Genomic DNA, 14,338 nt, shown 5'->3' on the forward strand with positions numbered 1-14,338 from the left:
TGGAAAACGAGCCGTTATGACTCGTTTCGAGATATCAAAAAATGAATGGCGGGACGGCATCAGGCAGTTGCTCCAACAGCTGGAGAAAAGAGTCTGATCATGAGTAAATTTGTGGGGATACCTCAGGATCTGACCCCTTTTCTAAATTACTTTGGTTTCTATTCATGGAGGAAAAGATGCCAAGAAGACCTCGTACATTATTGCCAAATGTACCCGTCCATATCGTTCAGCGTGGCGCTTCACGTGATGCTGTTTTCTTCGAGGACGAGGATTACAAAGCCTATGCTGGCTGGATGAAGGAAGCCGCTCAGGCTTATGACATTGCCATCCATGCGTTTGTCTTGATGAGCAATCACATCCATATCCTGCTTACTGCTCAGAACTCTGAAAATGTAGGCAAGTTTATGCAGCATACCGGGCGTCGCTACGTTCCTTTCATTAACCATAAATATGGACGCAGCGGTTCTATCTGGGGCCAAATTAACAGGCCACCCACCTTAAAAAATGATCTAGCACTCAGTTCTAGCAACTAAACCAGTTTCATCTAAAGCTGGCTTTTCTTGCTTCGTTACCATCCATATCGTAGATTTTATCGAGATTTTACGATTTTTAGACGGACTGCACTCTTACCAAATCAGGCAATACAGAATGAAAGGAGAGTAAGAACTTACTAGGCGAGTAACTGTTTAGTTCTGCCTATTTTCGGTCGGCGTTTGTAACCAGCATTCTGGTAGTAGTTAGATAGGATCAGCTCTGTACCAACTGCTGCATGGGTATGTTTCTCAAATTCAATCGCGATGGTAAGCCAGTTTTCGGAAGGGATGTTGAGTCGTTGCAGAATGGGCGCCAAAGACAAGTCGATACTGCCGCGTTTATCTTGGCGCACAATGCGGCCTGTTAGATCGACCAGCTCAAGATAGTCTTCAAGTTTGAAAGGAAGTCCTTTTGACTGGTTTTCTCTTGGATTTCCGACAAAGGGGTAAAGCGTTTTGGGTTGCTGATTGCGTTTGGCAGCATTGATGCGTTTTTTGATACTGGTATAGGCTGAGGTTTCTGGTGTGTGATCAATCTTGGCTCTCACTGGATTGAGGTCAACATAAGCCATGCAAGCGATCAGCGCCGCTTCGTCGAGCAGAGCTTGGGACTTAAAGCGCCCTTCCCAAAATCTGCCAGTGCACTTGTCTTCCAGATTTGCTTGGCGTGCAATGTTTTCATTTAGCTCTTTCATGAACCAACTAATATCCATTAAACGCTGCCGATAGGTTTCAACCGTTTCGTTTAACAAAGGCTGTAGATACTCAGGAACATTACCGTTCATCATATATTGCTGAGTGATCATGGTCCCCTTATGAAGCTGATGCCAACGGCTTAATACCTCCTCTATCGACCAGCTCGCGGCAGCGTCCGCATCAACATATAGCACGACATGGGTATGGTTACTCATAACAGCATAAGCACATACTTTGATGGCAAATATCCGACTTAAGTGAAGTAGCCGCATCTCAACCCAACTACGGCGATGCTCGTAACATTGACCAGTCGAGCTATCTTCGCCACATAAAAACGCTCGGCGGACGCAGCGAGAAACACAGTGATAATAAGGGGTATCTGATAAGCTGATTTGTTGGCTTCTTGCCTTGGACATACGTTGCTCCTCAATCCGTAAGTGACAACGCAAAAACTATAGACAGACACTGATTATTTGTACAGTTTTCGAACAGGTGTGTTTCGCTTCGTAACTATTTTCTGAGAGAAATAGCCGTTTGTAATAAAAATCTTAGCCTTGTAAAAGCTCTCTGAAGCTAATAGGAAAATAAAACTATTATTTTGAGCAATATATTTCTCAAAAGTTACCTTAAACCCGAGGAATGAGAAATATGTTGCTCAATTAGGTGTTATCGCAAGCTTATTCGTTTTAAGAATTGGCTTTTTCAACAATCCTTTCCAGCAGTGGCATCCATTCACTTTCGACCTTTAGCTCGAAGCATTCCTGTAACGCCTCGGCTAACTGCTCGGAGTTTAATTCTCGTTGCTCTGGTATACCGTTGCGTGGGCGAACTGTTAGGCGATTGTTCAGTAGTGCATAACGTGTGTCCGGTGTGGCTCGTGCCATCATTAAGTTATGGCGGAATTTGGAATTGGGGCTCGTCGAGGTAAACCAGTTAGCCACTTCCATCTCGATCGGTTCCTGAGGTTGACTGGCAATATCGTATAGGTCTTCCCATTGTTCCTGTACGTTTACCTGCAACATCCAACCGTGATCGTGTGTCAAAATACGAAATGCTTCGTGTTGTCCCTGTTGCGCTTCATCGGTTTCCAAACTCAATGGATCGGTCAGAACGAGACCACCAAAGCCCACATCCGCGAGCCACCATTCGCCTTCGACACGCACTCTTAGCACCTGATGGGTTCGTGGACCAAAAGGCATACCATCAGGTTGTCGCCAAACATTGCGCGCCATTACCGATTCGACCTCAAACCCCAGCTGCTTCAGCACCTGCATAAACAGAGCATTGTGTTCAAAGCAGTAACCACCGCGACGATCGCCGATGAGTTTTTGTTGGATGCTGTCTAGATCCAAACTGATGCCGCGATCAAGTAGGACATCAATATTCTCAAACGGAATATGTGCCGGATGTAGCGCATGAATGGCTTTTAGCGTGGAAAGCTCTGCTGTCGCTGGCCCTTGGTAGTTAATACGGGCGAAGTAGTCTTGCAGGTGAATCATTCTCTATACAACCTAAGTAAGTCCTGTTAATAACCGAAATGCTGGTGTTGCTTATTCATAGCCATGTTATTTGGAATCGACGTGGTGAACAATTCGCAGCAGATGAAAAAATACATCTATAGGACAGTTGAGGCAGATGATGGTATCTGTCCTTTCCAGCGCTAGGCTCGCAAACTCTCTCGTATAAAGAGTCACGGTTAGCTGATCTGCATACAAGTCCCCCCCGTACCACCTTTAAGTGTTCATCTTGGAGGTTTCTATGAAGCGTGCCCTAATTCCCTGCGCGTTGGCCGTTATAGCGCTTACTCAAACTGCTATAGCTAACAATGACGAGCTCACGGATTTACAAGAATTGATCTGGGAAAATCGCATCATAGTGGTTAATAGTGAGCAAAACAGCGACAAGCTCACGGATCTCTTTAGCCAAGCGAATCACGGCATCATCGATCGGGATGTGATCTGGTTTGTGTTGTCAGACAATGACATTCAAACCAACTATCAAGGTGCCATCAGCCCAAACTTTTTAAGCCGTGTGAAAAGCCAATATCAGCTTAGCAACAACGAAGTCATCCTCATTGGTAAGGATGGCGGTTTGAAAGAACGTATTTCTGGCTTGGATCTAGAGCGCTTGTTTAACGATATAGATCGGATGCCGATGCGTATTAGGGAAATGAGAGACTAGCCTAAAAATTGGGGGCAGATGAGAATTAATCCATCTGACTCGGTTTCCTGCCACGCTTTCTTGCCGTCACTTACTCTCAGGGGCCAGATCCCTTATACACCGAATTTGGTTGAGACTATCACCAAGCCTTGATTCGAAAGGGATCTGCCCCCTTTTACGCAATACTGCCCGCAAATTCATCCATTTTCTTCGCCAGATCGAAGTCTTTCACTGACAATCCCGACACGTCGTGGCTCACCAACTGGACATCGACTCGGTTGTAGACATTGGACCATTCTGGATGATGGTTTTTCCTTTCTGCATACAAGGCACACGTGGTCATAAAGCCAAAGGCTTGCTGGAAGTTTTTAAATTTAAATGTTTTGCTGAGTTTGCCATCTTCAATAACCCAGTCTTGGGAGGCGTCCGAATTCAGTTCAACGAGGGCGGTGTGAATTTCTTCTGCGGTTAACTTTTGATTGGCCATGGTGGTGGCTCCTTATTCCTGAGCAGTAAATTGGCAGCAGATGCAAAAGCGATAGAAGCTTTACATCTGCCACTCGAGGGATCCCTTCAACCTTGATCCAATGCGCTTAGGCCGCGTTAAGAGCCTGTTCAATGTCCGCCAAGATATCATCGATGTGCTCGATGCCAATCGATAAGCGGATCATGTCTTCACTGGCCCCCGCTTTTTTCAGCTCTTCAGCGTTTAACTGGCGATGTGTGGTCGACGCTGGATGACAAGCCAACGACTTGGCGTCACCAATGTTCACCAGACGCAGGATCATCTGCAGTGCATCAATAAAGCGACCGCCCGCCTCGCGTCCACCTTTAATACCAAAGCTGATAATACCGGAGGCTTTACCCTGGGTAATTTTCTGGCACGTGGCATGGTATGGGCTGTCTGGTAAAGCGGCGTAGTTAACCCAGTTTACCTTGTCATGCTGCTGTAAAAACGCCGCCACTTTCTCAGCATTCTCACAAGTACGATCCATACGCAAACCGAGTGTTTCGATACCTTGTAAGATCAAGAAAGTATTTTGAGGTGACAACGCCGCGCCCGTATTACGTAGCGGCACCACGCGACAACGACCAATGTAAGCCGCTTCGCCAAGCGCTTCGGTGTAGACCACACCATGATAAGACGGATCTGGCTCATTCAAGGCTGGGAAGCGTTTACTGTTCGCCTGCCAGTCAAACTTACCCGAATCCACGATCACGCCGCCGACACTGTTGCCATGCCCACCCATATATTTCGTCAAGGAGTGCACGACAATATCAGCTCCCAGTTCAAACGGACGACATAGGTAAGGCGTAGCAACCGTATTGTCCACAATCACAGGAATGCCGTGTTTGTGCGCAATCTCAGACAAGCGCTGGATGTCGACAATATTGCCCGCTGGGTTGCCAATGGACTCACAGAAGATGGCTTTGGTGTTGTCATCAATGGCCGCTTCAAAGCCTGCGTAGTCATCATGGGAAATCATACGCACTTCGATGCCCTGCTTAGGGAAGGTGTGCGCGAATAGGTTGTATGTACCGCCGTAGAGCTGACTGGTACTGAGGATATTGTCGCCCGCTTCGGCTATACACTGAATCGAGTAGGTAATCGCCGCCATACCAGATGCCACCGCCAAGGCTCCGATGCCTCCCTCTAAGGCAGCCACACGCTCTTCAAGCACAGCATTGGTCGGGTTCATAATGCGTGTATAGATGTTGCCGGCCACTTTTAAGTCAAACAAGTCAGCGCCATGCTGGGTGTTATCAAAGGTATAGGAAGTGGTTTGGTAAATCGGCACCGCAGCAGCTTTAGTGGAGGCTTCAGAGGTGTAGCCGTGGTGCAGAGCGAGAGATTCAAATTTCATGCTGGTTCCTTTCTTGTTGTTAGGCTTTCGCACAAGCGTGAATGGATATTAGTGCAATATGATGCCGATGAACATTAGCATTTCGTTAACCAGAATCACACTGATGCCAACCCCTTGGATACACAAGCTCTGGACACAATAGAAGGGCTTGCTAGAGCATTGGGGGAGAATAGCGGGTGATCCGCAGACACCGTTTTATCGCCACGTGAGCACCCTCTACCATTTGATAGGTACCTCAGTAGTCGAAGCGGCTTTGGTTTTCCAGCCACCCATAACCTCTGCTCTGACGCAGATCAATAAAACAAAACTAATCATTATAATTTCCACAAAATGCTAGATCACCTGTTAGACTCGAAATTAGACACCCAACAAGCAGGAGAGTAATTATGTCTTATGGCCATATTCTAGTTGCAGTGGATTTAAGCGAAGACAGCATGCAGCTCATCAATAAAGCGATTGCCCAAGCAACACCTGATCTAAGTAAACTCTCGATTGTCTATGTGGACAAAGACCATGTTCTCGAGACAGCGGCGGAAACGCAGAGCATTAAAGATCGCTTACAGACCCTTGCAGATGACAGCGGCTACCCAATTACTGATATCACCGCTCGAATTGGGGATCTGCATATCCAAGTCGCCAACATTGTCGCAGAAGAAGACGTTGACCTGGTTGTTTGTGGCCATCATCACGACTTCCTAAGCCGTATTACCAGCTCGGTAGCATCCTTGGTGAACAGTGTGAAAACCGACTTATTGGTCGTGTATTTAGACGACTGAAAGCATCGGTAGAGCCAGATAAAGCGCTTTATCTGGCTCAACTATTTCTCCTTCAAGAGACCATCGCAGCGAAGATTTCAAGCCATGTCGTTGGGCTTGGGCTCAACCAATACCCTACTCCACAGCCGATCACAAAGACGACCGTCGCCAATGGTTCGCCCCAGTCAGTCACTTTAAGTGCCGTACCGAAAGAGCGTTTCACTCGCAAACCTGACAATTCAATGCTGTAGATCTCATCTAACATCAGATGGATCGTCGCGCCAAGAAAGATAAAGCCGCCGATGCCCCATGCGGTTTGCGCATCCAGCGCCAGCACGTGATACGCAATCGGCACCGCCACAGCGCTAAACAGCAAATTGGCCAACAGGCTGTGCAACGCACCACGGTGTACAGTAAGTTTTTCAAACAACCACTGCACTGGGAAACGGATCAAAAAGTAGCTGGCGATCGCCAATGCGAGTAAATGCCAGTAGATCATCTTGTCGAGCCAAACCACTAAACTGAGTCCTGCGAATAAGGCGGCAAACAGTCGAAATACGATGCGAATGGCAATGGATTCATCGGCATCAATATCGGGCAACATGCCGCCCAAGGTGCCCGCCAAAATATACAGCACGGTTGCGCGGATATCGGCAATGCCAAAGATAAAAGCGCTGACGGCCAACGGGGCGCTGATGGCGGCCGCAACAGTCACATGGGTTTTAAAGTCTGCCATGGGGCAAAATCCTATCTCACAATAAAGAAAACGATTCTCTGCGTCACAGCCTGTTTTGCTTCAGCTAGCGCGTTAGTGTGCGCATACTACAATAGTCGGAGACAAGATTCTGTGGAGCAAAAGGTGACGCCTCTTGAGCGTTTACGAGAGCCCAGCGCTGTTCTCTGTTACCATGCCCCCATAACGAGCAATCATCCATCGTAATAGGGTCGGTTTCTGCAACCCCATGCGATCGCGAAGATTGATACTATCCTTAGGGATGCGCCCCTTTTAGCTAACTGGAGCCGACTTTGACCAATAATGATATTTTGCGCCGTGTGCGCTACACCTTCGATTTTAAAGACAGCACCATGGTGGAGATTTTTGCTCTAGCACAGGTGACGGTAACAACGGAGCAAGTGACTGCTTGGTTAAAGAAGGATGATGTGGATGGCTTTGTCGCGCTAGAAGACGTGGAACTGGCGTCCTTCTTGAACGGTTTAATCATCCTAAGACGCGGTGCCCGTGACGGCGAACAGCCGATGCCAGAACAGCGCCTAAACAACAATATCATCTTACAGAAACTGCGCATTGCCATGGCCTTTAAAGCCGACGACATGCTCGAAGTCATGCGTTTGGCTGACTTCAATTTAAGTCCGCACGAATTGAGTGCTTTTTTCCGTAAGCCAGACAACCGACAATACCGTAAGTGTAAGGATCAGATCCTGCGCTACTTCTTACTAGGCTTACAGTTGCACATGCGTTCGGCGAAGAACAAAACCGCTCAATCTTAACCTTTCTTCTGGCCTATAAGTTTACGAACCTTGTAGACTTATAGGCATCACTCACCATTTTATAAATTAGACTTTCCCCATCAAATTAATGTAATGCTGAAACTTTTCACCAACATTATCCTCTAAGTGGCCGCTCAAGCCGATCCTAAGCAAAAGACAAATCCTGTAGTATTAGGCAATAACTTTGGACTATTTCACTACATAAAAAGCCATCCTCCTGCAAAACTTTCCCTATTCGGTGGCTCTGACTGCCACATTACCTTTAGAGCAAATTGCCACGTCGCCGCAAGGCACATCAGGGAGGTCCATATGAACCAAGACAAGCCAAACCAACTTGCAACAGAGCAGGCCCTAGAAAACTCAGGTCGTCGTGATCTATTAAAAATGACTGGTGCAGGCATTGCCGCCGTGGGCGTTGCGGCCATGACATCTGGTCAAGCGTTCGCGCACAGCACAGAGCTGACACTGGAAAGCAGCTGGGATAAAACCTTCCCGAAAAGCGAGAAGGTTAACCACCAGAAAGTCACTTTCCAAAACCGTTACGGTATCCCGCTAGTGGGTGATTTGTACGTACCTAAAAATGCCAGCGGTAAACTGGCTGCCATCGTGGTCAGTGGTCCATTTGGTGCCGTAAAAGAACAGTCCTCTGGCCTGTACGCACAAACCATGGCCGAGCGTGGCTTTGTGACGCTAGCGTTTGACCCATCGTTCACCGGTGAAAGTGGTGGTGCACCACGTAACGTAGCGTCTCCAGATATCAACGTGGAAGATTTCAGCGCGGCGGTAGACTGCATCGGCATGCAAGATCACGTAGATCGTGAGCGTATCGGTGTGATCGGCATCTGTGGTTTTGGTGGTATGGCATTGAGCGCTGTGGCAGTAGACAAGCGTGTCAAAGCCGTGGTTGCCAGCACTATGTACGATATGACTCGCGTGATGTCAAAAGGCTACAACGACAGCATGACGCAAGAGCAGCGCACACAGACACTGACTCAACTAAGCCAACAGCGTTGGGCTGACGTAGAAAGCGGCAAACCAGCTTACGGCCCTGTGTCACTTGAACTGCAAGGCGGCGAGCCACAGTTCGTGGTCGAATACGCAGACTACTACAAGAAGAAAGAACGTGGTTTCCACCCACGTGCGATTAACTCCAATGCGTCTTGGTCATTGACGACACCACTGTCGTTTATGAATCTACCGATTCTGACCTACATCGCTGAAATCGCACCGCGCCCAATCCTGTTGATTCACGGTGAAGTGGCGCACTCACGCTACTTTAGTGAAACAGCCTACGAAGCGGCAGCAGAGCCAAAAGAGCTGATGATCATTCCTGGTGCCACTCATACCGATCTATACGATCAGACCGATGTGATTCCATTCGATAAGATGACCAACTTCTTCGAATCTCACTTGGCGTAACCAGATTTTCACCCGCAATCAAAAAGCCCCTACCAGACGGTAGGGGCTTTTTTTACGTCATCGTGATCGGTATTCTTTTTTCCAAGGTTATCTTTGGCAGCTGAAACAGGACTTGCTGCTCACCAACCGTTGCTCTTAGCTCAACAGCGAATGATTGCTCATCGGCCGGAATCGGCAGTTGGGCAACAAAACCACACTCTGAAGAAACGTTATGGCCAAAGTGCTCCGCCACATCAACTCTCGTTTCTTTAATCGATAGCGCCTTATAGAAACGCCCATCATTAATGCGCACCTCAAGATTGCCTAACTCTGACTTGCGATCAAACAACCAACCTTCACAGACTAAAAGATTGCCATTGGTGATCGCGAGTTTATCGATCCAGCCCTGCAAAGATTTTTGCTTCAGGTTTCTGCTGTTAAGGTTGTCGCTCAAGTCATACTTAATCTTCTGCAGTGCCGCTGCATTGATGACTCGGGCTTTGTTGGAGCGGATCGGAAACTCATGAAGGTTATGCACTAAAAAGCGCTTCGAGCCATTATCGGTATTGGTCAGTACAAAATGCAGCTCATCAATATCATAAAGATCAGCAAGTTCCTGAGCCTTAAGTAATTCCTCATCCGTGTCATTATGGTTAAAGACAATGTATTTCCAAATGACTTTCGTGTGCTCGGATTTGTGCTGTTTGGAATCCGCCATAAACTTAAACACATTTTCGATCACACCATGACGCCGATAGCGCTCATAAGGCTCTTGTGTCACGCCATCACAGGAAATGGTGATTAAGTCGATGGGAATATTGCCCAATGTCGACTGAAAATCTTGCTGAGCTACCGTGGTCACTTCTTGAAACATATCGGGGTAATAGTGTTTTCCAGACAGCACCAGCTGGCCAAACTCAGGATGATTCAAAGGTTCCCCCCACCCCAGATAGGAAAGGAAGGTAACGTCAATATGGTTCTTCTGACAACTATGTAATAGCTGGTTAAAGCGCTTTAAAGACAGATGCCAGTCACCCTCTCGTACACGAGCTTCTCGCTTACGCTTGCAGTAAGCGCAGGCCAGGTCACAGTCCAATGTCGGTTCGATCCGTATTTTTATCGATTTGGACAGTGTATCTTCAGGTGTACCACCAACATTGTATAAATCACAGCTGCGACAAGTATCTCCCCAAGGCGGAGTATTATTAAAAAAAGACGACCGGATATGCTGATAAATGGGGCCTTCGAGCACCTGTTTCACATTCCAATTAGCAGATTCCCCCACTTGTCCTAGGTGAATCGTGTAGCCATTACTATCATCGCAATGTATATGCCCGTCAGACTTTAAACTGATTTCTCTGAGTATCCTGCAGTCCATTTGCCACCTCGATATTAGTTACTTTTAATAGAAGTATTTTTGATCTCGGGGGGTTATATGATAGATAGACTGAACAGAGCAATTTTCTAATATGGTACTAATGTGAACATCATCTTTTACGCATATGATCGGCGCCCAAAACGAATCAACTCACACCCGCTGCTTCACATTAAAGCCAATAATAAACTCAACGCCCTCGCCTTCCTTGCTGTGACATTCGATAGAGCCGCCTAGCGCATTGGTGATAATGTTATAGGTGACATTCAGGCCGAGCCCCGTGCCCCCCTCTGCGCGGTTGGTGGTAAAGAAAGGGTCAAATATTTTCGGCAAGTTTGCTGGACTGATGCCTTTGCCGTCGTCTTGATAATTAAGGGAAAACGCTGTTTCGCCCTGTTCACGAATCACCATGGCGATGCGACCTGCAGGCCTGTCGCTAAAGCCATGATTCACCGAATTGACGATTAAGTTAGTCAGCACCTGTGACAGCAACCCAGGATTGGTGACGACATTCAAGTCCTTAGGACAATCAAGCTGGACCATGACATTGGCTTTGCGGGTTATGGAGCCTAGGCTGAAGAGAACCTCATTAAGGTAATCCTTGAGGTTAATCTCGCGCTCATCCTCGCTCATTTGATCCACTGCGATTTGCTTAAAGCCACGCACCAAGTGTGCGGTTCTATCGAGATTTTTCTTCACAATTTCAGACAGCTCGTTGGTACTGTTCAAGTAGTCTTCAAACTCGCCTTCGGTCAGGGCGCCAGCATCGTAGTGTTGACGAATGACTTTACTCTCATCCATTAGCTGACTCATGCCCATCACACCGACGCCAATCGGGGTATTGATTTCGTGGGCCACACCCGCCACCAAAGACCCTAAGCTGGCCATTTTTTCCGACTCAACCAGCTTGTCTTGGGTTTGTTGCAAGTGTGCAATCGTGTCAGCCAAGATTTCATTGGATTGATTCAGCTCTCCATTCTGCTTGACGATTTGCAGCTCTAGGGCTTTTTTGTCATTGATATCACGGGTAATGGAATAGACTACTTTTCTACCATTGAGTGACAATAGGCCAATGATCACTTCGGTCCAGAACTCGGTACCATCGACTTTTTTATGCAGCCACTCGCAACGGGCGCTGCCTTTACTATAAAGATCTGCTCGACATTGCGCATACAGCGCTTCGGTAGTGCAACCGTTAGGCTGATACTGCGGCGACAAGAGTAGTGGATTCAGGCCTATCACTTGCTCCTTGCTGGTAAAGCCCATCAGCTTCATAAAAGCCTTGTTACAGTCTATATACTGTTCGCCGTCATAGAATGTTAAGCCGTCTTCCGACTCATTAAACAAGGTTTCAAAGGTGAGCTTTTGCTCCGCGATTTTAAACTCTAAGGCTTTTTTCTCGGTAATATCACGGGTGGTGGAGAAGAACACCTTCTCGCCATTTAGGACAATGGTGGTGACAATGATTTCCGTCCAGACTGGCGTACCATCCACCTTCTGATGCAGCCACTCGAAACGAGCTTTACCGTTTTCGACGATTTCGCGATTGAGTTCGGCGGAATTGATCACCGACGTACGGCCATCAGCTTGAAACTCGGGTGAGATATCCAATGGACCTAAGCCAATAATTTGCTCTTTGGAAGCAACCCCCATCATCTTGGCAAAGGCTTTATTACAATCTAGATATCGTGTGCCATCATAGATGGTCAGGCCATCTTTGGATTCGTTGAACAAAGCCTCAAAAGTTTGCTTTTGCTGTGCCAGTTTGAACTCTAGGTTCTTTTTCTCAGAAATATCGCGAATCACCGCATAGATAGCATCGACACCGTTGAGGGTCACCTTGCTTAAAATCACTTCTGTCCAAAACTCAGTGCCGTCTATTTTCTTATGCACCCATTCAAAGCGCTGTTTGCGGTCTTGCTGCAATACCGCATGGATAACGTCTTGCGCTGCTTCTTTGGAGGTACGGCCATCGGGTTGGTATTCAGGGGACACTAACTCCGGATGAATACCAATGACATCTTCTTTTGCGGCAAAACCAAACATCTCCACAAAGGCTTTGTTACAGTCGATGTATTGCGTGCCGTCGAATACGCTAAGACTATCCAAGGACTCGTTGAACAGGGTTTCAAACGTCTCTTTTTGTTGCGCGAGCTCTATTTCTAGCTGCTTCTTTTCGGATATATCACGCCAGTTAGCGTGAATAACTATCTCGCCGTTAAGGGTCATTTTGGTAATGATCACCTCACACCAGAATCGCTCTTGATTGAACTTGGTATGCATCCATTCAAAGCGCATGCTGCCTTCGTTGTAGCATCGCTCAATCAGCTGCATCCCTTTGTCGATAGAGCGTTGACCATCAGGCTGGAACTCTGGCGAGAAATCAAACGGTGTTAAACCTAGGAAGTCCGCTTTGGAGCGGCCGCCTACCAGCTCAACCATCGACTGGTTACAATCGACAAAATAGCCATCTTTGAAAATAGCCAAGCCATCTTTCGAATCCCTGAAAACCGTTTCAAATCCATTGTGCTGCGTCGCGACATCATTCATTGAGATTCAAACCCATAGATGATTAGAAAGAGGTTTCCCTCTGAAGCTAGCAAATTACGCTAGAAAGTCCACTTCATTATGTAGCCACGCAACTGCCCCAGTAGCGTCAGTGCCGGCGTTAGAACTCTTGGTTTACTTTACCCAGTAGACGCCCCAAGGTGTGGCGCTCCTCTTCACTGAGGTCTTTGGTCAGCTCTTCCGTTAACGACAGGTGTAAGGCATTGTGATGTTGGTGGATGGCTTGTCCTGCATCAGTCAGCGCCACCGTAATCGAACGACGATCGTCTTCACTGTAGAAACGCTGTAACAAGCCAAGTTTGACCAGTTTCTCCACCTGTACGGTTAAGGTTCCGGTGGTGATACCCAGCTGATTGGCCAAGGACTTCATATTCATTGGGCCATAATTCCCCAGCGCTTCGAGAGTATGGATTTGCGCCAATGAATAATCCGACTCACGCACCACTGAGGCTTCCCACGACGCCATCTTGTCGTAGAACTCAATCAATACTTTGTTTAATGATGCGTAAGAAGACATAAGGACCCACCTATACAGGATTCACTTCAATAACGAGGTGATCGATTTTATCAAACTCCATCAAGAGTTGCTTGAAGAAAGCCGGCTCGCGCATCTGCTCGTCTTGGAGTGTTACCGTGGCACAGAAGTGATCCGCACTGACTTTCCAAACGTGGATGTCTTGCAACGTGGTATCAGCACTTTCGAGGGTCACGGCAATTTGCTGTTTGTAGTCGTGGTCGATCGCTTTATCCAGCAAGATCGGCGATGTTTGCTGCATTAATCCCCAAGCCCATTTAGCAATGATTAGACTCCCCACGACGCCCATCAATGGATCGAGCCAAGTCCAACCGACCCATTTCCCCACCAGCAAGGCGACAATCGCTAATACTGAGGTCAGGGCATCGGTCAGCACATGCAAGTAAGCCGCGCTTAAATTGTGGTCATGATGATCATGGTGGTGGGCGTGGCCATGAGAATGATCATGCGAATGCCCGTGGTGATGGTCATGGCTGTGGCCGTGATCATGCTGATGCCCCAGCAATAGCATGCTCAGCAGGTTCACCACTAAGCCAATAACGGCCACGGTAATCGCCGCATTAAACTCGATCGCCACTGGGCTGACCAGACGATGAAACGATTCAAAGAGCATGCCAAGCGCCACCAAGCCAAGCAAGATGGCACTGGTATAGCCCCCCAACACCGCCACTTTACCGGTACCGTAAGAAAACTTACCACTGTGTTTGTGTTTACGCGCATAGCGATACACAAACAGAGTGATACAAAACGCGGCCGCATGGGTACCCATATGCCAACCATCCGCTAGCAAGGCCATGGAGCCAAACAGGGTTCCGGCAGCGATTTCCAGCACCATGGTGGCAAATGTCAGCAGCAGCACATACAGGGTACGCTTTTCGTTTTCAGCGTCGAAATAGGAGAACTGATCGACTTTAGTACAGTTTGGTATGGTCATATAAACTACT

General features: G+C 47.6%; 14 protein-coding genes. 5 read left to right on the forward strand and 9 right to left on the reverse strand.

All coding sequences use genetic code 11. The annotated features are described in order from the left end of the window. Nucleotides 1–176: 176 nt before the first annotated feature. The gene (locus tag MAQ5080_RS14520; RefSeq protein ID WP_067211680.1) at nt 177–533 is read left to right on the forward strand and encodes a transposase; all 357 of its coding nucleotides are present in this window, start codon (nt 177–179) and stop codon (nt 531–533) included. A gap of 137 nt (nt 534–670) precedes the next feature. Here the strand turns inward: MAQ5080_RS14520 and MAQ5080_RS14525 are convergent, their stop codons facing one another. Together MAQ5080_RS14525 and MAQ5080_RS14530 are read right to left on the reverse strand one after the other, a co-directional pair. Continuing rightward, the gene (locus MAQ5080_RS14525) at nt 671–1,645 is read right to left on the reverse strand and encodes a transposase (RefSeq protein ID WP_067211676.1); all 975 of its coding nucleotides are present in this window, start codon (nt 1,643–1,645) and stop codon (nt 671–673) included. 270 nt (nt 1,646–1,915) lie between these two features. Beyond that, nucleotides 1,916–2,728 carry an arylamine N-acetyltransferase family protein gene (locus MAQ5080_RS14530; RefSeq protein WP_067211673.1) on the reverse strand — a complete coding sequence of 271 codons (813 nt, stop codon included), beginning with the start codon at nt 2,726–2,728 and terminating at the stop codon, nt 1,916–1,918. 259 nt (nt 2,729–2,987) lie between these two features. On the opposite strand from MAQ5080_RS14530, the gene MAQ5080_RS14535 reads away from it, so the two are divergent. Continuing rightward, the gene (locus MAQ5080_RS14535) at nt 2,988–3,410 is read left to right on the forward strand and encodes a DUF4174 domain-containing protein (protein ID WP_067211669.1); all 423 of its coding nucleotides are present in this window, start codon (nt 2,988–2,990) and stop codon (nt 3,408–3,410) included. Nucleotides 3,411–3,564: 154 nt separating this feature from the next. Here the strand turns inward: MAQ5080_RS14535 and MAQ5080_RS14540 are convergent, their stop codons facing one another. Together MAQ5080_RS14540 and MAQ5080_RS14545 are read right to left on the reverse strand one after the other, a co-directional pair. Further along, complete coding sequence (locus MAQ5080_RS14540) at nt 3,565–3,876, reverse strand: 4a-hydroxytetrahydrobiopterin dehydratase (protein WP_067211666.1); 312 nt, start codon at nt 3,874–3,876, stop codon at nt 3,565–3,567. A 106-nt stretch (nt 3,877–3,982) separates the two neighbouring features. Continuing rightward, a complete protein-coding gene (locus tag MAQ5080_RS14545; RefSeq protein WP_067211662.1) occupies nt 3,983–5,254 on the reverse strand; it encodes an O-acetylhomoserine aminocarboxypropyltransferase/cysteine synthase family protein in 1,272 nt (423 codons plus the stop codon). Nucleotides 5,255–5,640: 386 nt separating this feature from the next. Here MAQ5080_RS14545 and MAQ5080_RS14550 point away from each other — a divergent pair, with 386 nt between their 5' ends. Beyond that, the gene (locus MAQ5080_RS14550; protein ID WP_067211659.1) at nt 5,641–6,030 is read left to right on the forward strand and encodes a universal stress protein; all 390 of its coding nucleotides are present in this window, start codon (nt 5,641–5,643) and stop codon (nt 6,028–6,030) included. Between the two features lie 52 nt (nt 6,031–6,082). Here MAQ5080_RS14550 and MAQ5080_RS14555 read toward each other — a convergent pair whose 3' ends face one another. Next, on the reverse strand, nt 6,083–6,745 hold the full coding sequence (locus MAQ5080_RS14555) for a metal-dependent hydrolase (protein WP_067211656.1): 663 nt from the start codon (nt 6,743–6,745) through the stop codon (nt 6,083–6,085). A 290-nt stretch (nt 6,746–7,035) separates the two neighbouring features. On the opposite strand from MAQ5080_RS14555, the gene MAQ5080_RS14560 reads away from it, so the two are divergent. Together MAQ5080_RS14560 and MAQ5080_RS14565 are read left to right on the forward strand one after the other, a co-directional pair. Next, nucleotides 7,036–7,518, forward strand: coding sequence for a YehS family protein (locus tag MAQ5080_RS14560; RefSeq protein ID WP_067211653.1), 483 nt, complete (start codon nt 7,036–7,038; stop codon nt 7,516–7,518). 309 nt (nt 7,519–7,827) lie between these two features. Then, complete coding sequence (locus tag MAQ5080_RS14565; protein WP_067211649.1) at nt 7,828–8,937, forward strand: alpha/beta hydrolase; 1,110 nt, start codon at nt 7,828–7,830, stop codon at nt 8,935–8,937. A gap of 52 nt (nt 8,938–8,989) precedes the next feature. Here the strand turns inward: MAQ5080_RS14565 and MAQ5080_RS14570 are convergent, their stop codons facing one another. The 4 genes from MAQ5080_RS14570 to dmeF form a co-directional block, all read right to left on the reverse strand. Beyond that, complete coding sequence (locus tag MAQ5080_RS14570; RefSeq protein WP_156496589.1) at nt 8,990–9,847, reverse strand: hypothetical protein; 858 nt, start codon at nt 9,845–9,847, stop codon at nt 8,990–8,992. A 597-nt stretch (nt 9,848–10,444) separates the two neighbouring features. Continuing rightward, a complete protein-coding gene (locus MAQ5080_RS14575) occupies nt 10,445–12,841 on the reverse strand; it encodes a PAS domain-containing sensor histidine kinase (protein ID WP_067211643.1) in 2,397 nt (798 codons plus the stop codon). A gap of 118 nt (nt 12,842–12,959) precedes the next feature. Continuing rightward, the gene (locus MAQ5080_RS14580) at nt 12,960–13,376 is read right to left on the reverse strand and encodes a MarR family winged helix-turn-helix transcriptional regulator (protein ID WP_067211640.1); all 417 of its coding nucleotides are present in this window, start codon (nt 13,374–13,376) and stop codon (nt 12,960–12,962) included. A 10-nt stretch (nt 13,377–13,386) separates the two neighbouring features. Then, the gene (dmeF, locus tag MAQ5080_RS14585) at nt 13,387–14,328 is read right to left on the reverse strand and encodes a CDF family Co(II)/Ni(II) efflux transporter DmeF (protein ID WP_067211638.1); all 942 of its coding nucleotides are present in this window, start codon (nt 14,326–14,328) and stop codon (nt 13,387–13,389) included. Nucleotides 14,329–14,338: the final 10 nt, after the last annotated feature.

Source organism: Marinomonas aquimarina (assembly GCF_900089755.1).
GTDB classification, from domain to species: domain Bacteria; phylum Pseudomonadota; class Gammaproteobacteria; order Pseudomonadales; family Marinomonadaceae; genus Marinomonas; species Marinomonas aquimarina.

Coding starts and splice junctions, on each gene's coding strand:
- MAQ5080_RS14580 (WP_067211640.1), bottom strand. CDS start 13,376: ATGTCTTCTTACGCATCATTAAACAAAGTATTGATTGAGTTCTACGAC.
- MAQ5080_RS14575 (WP_067211643.1), bottom strand. CDS start 12,841: ATGAATGATGTCGCGACGCAGCACAATGGATTTGAAACGGTTTTCAGG.
- MAQ5080_RS14535 (WP_067211669.1), top strand. CDS start 2,988: ATGAAGCGTGCCCTAATTCCCTGCGCGTTGGCCGTTATAGCGCTTACT.
- MAQ5080_RS14525 (WP_067211676.1), bottom strand. CDS start 1,645: ATGTCCAAGGCAAGAAGCCAACAAATCAGCTTATCAGATACCCCTTAT.
- MAQ5080_RS14540 (WP_067211666.1), bottom strand. CDS start 3,876: ATGGCCAATCAAAAGTTAACCGCAGAAGAAATTCACACCGCCCTCGTT.
- MAQ5080_RS14530 (WP_067211673.1), bottom strand. CDS start 2,728: ATGATTCACCTGCAAGACTACTTCGCCCGTATTAACTACCAAGGGCCA.
- MAQ5080_RS14550 (WP_067211659.1), top strand. CDS start 5,641: ATGTCTTATGGCCATATTCTAGTTGCAGTGGATTTAAGCGAAGACAGC.
- MAQ5080_RS14565 (WP_067211649.1), top strand. CDS start 7,828: ATGAACCAAGACAAGCCAAACCAACTTGCAACAGAGCAGGCCCTAGAA.
- MAQ5080_RS14555 (WP_067211656.1), bottom strand. CDS start 6,745: ATGGCAGACTTTAAAACCCATGTGACTGTTGCGGCCGCCATCAGCGCC.
- dmeF (WP_067211638.1), bottom strand. CDS start 14,328: ATGACCATACCAAACTGTACTAAAGTCGATCAGTTCTCCTATTTCGAC.
- MAQ5080_RS14520 (WP_067211680.1), top strand. CDS start 177: ATGCCAAGAAGACCTCGTACATTATTGCCAAATGTACCCGTCCATATC.
- MAQ5080_RS14545 (WP_067211662.1), bottom strand. CDS start 5,254: ATGAAATTTGAATCTCTCGCTCTGCACCACGGCTACACCTCTGAAGCC.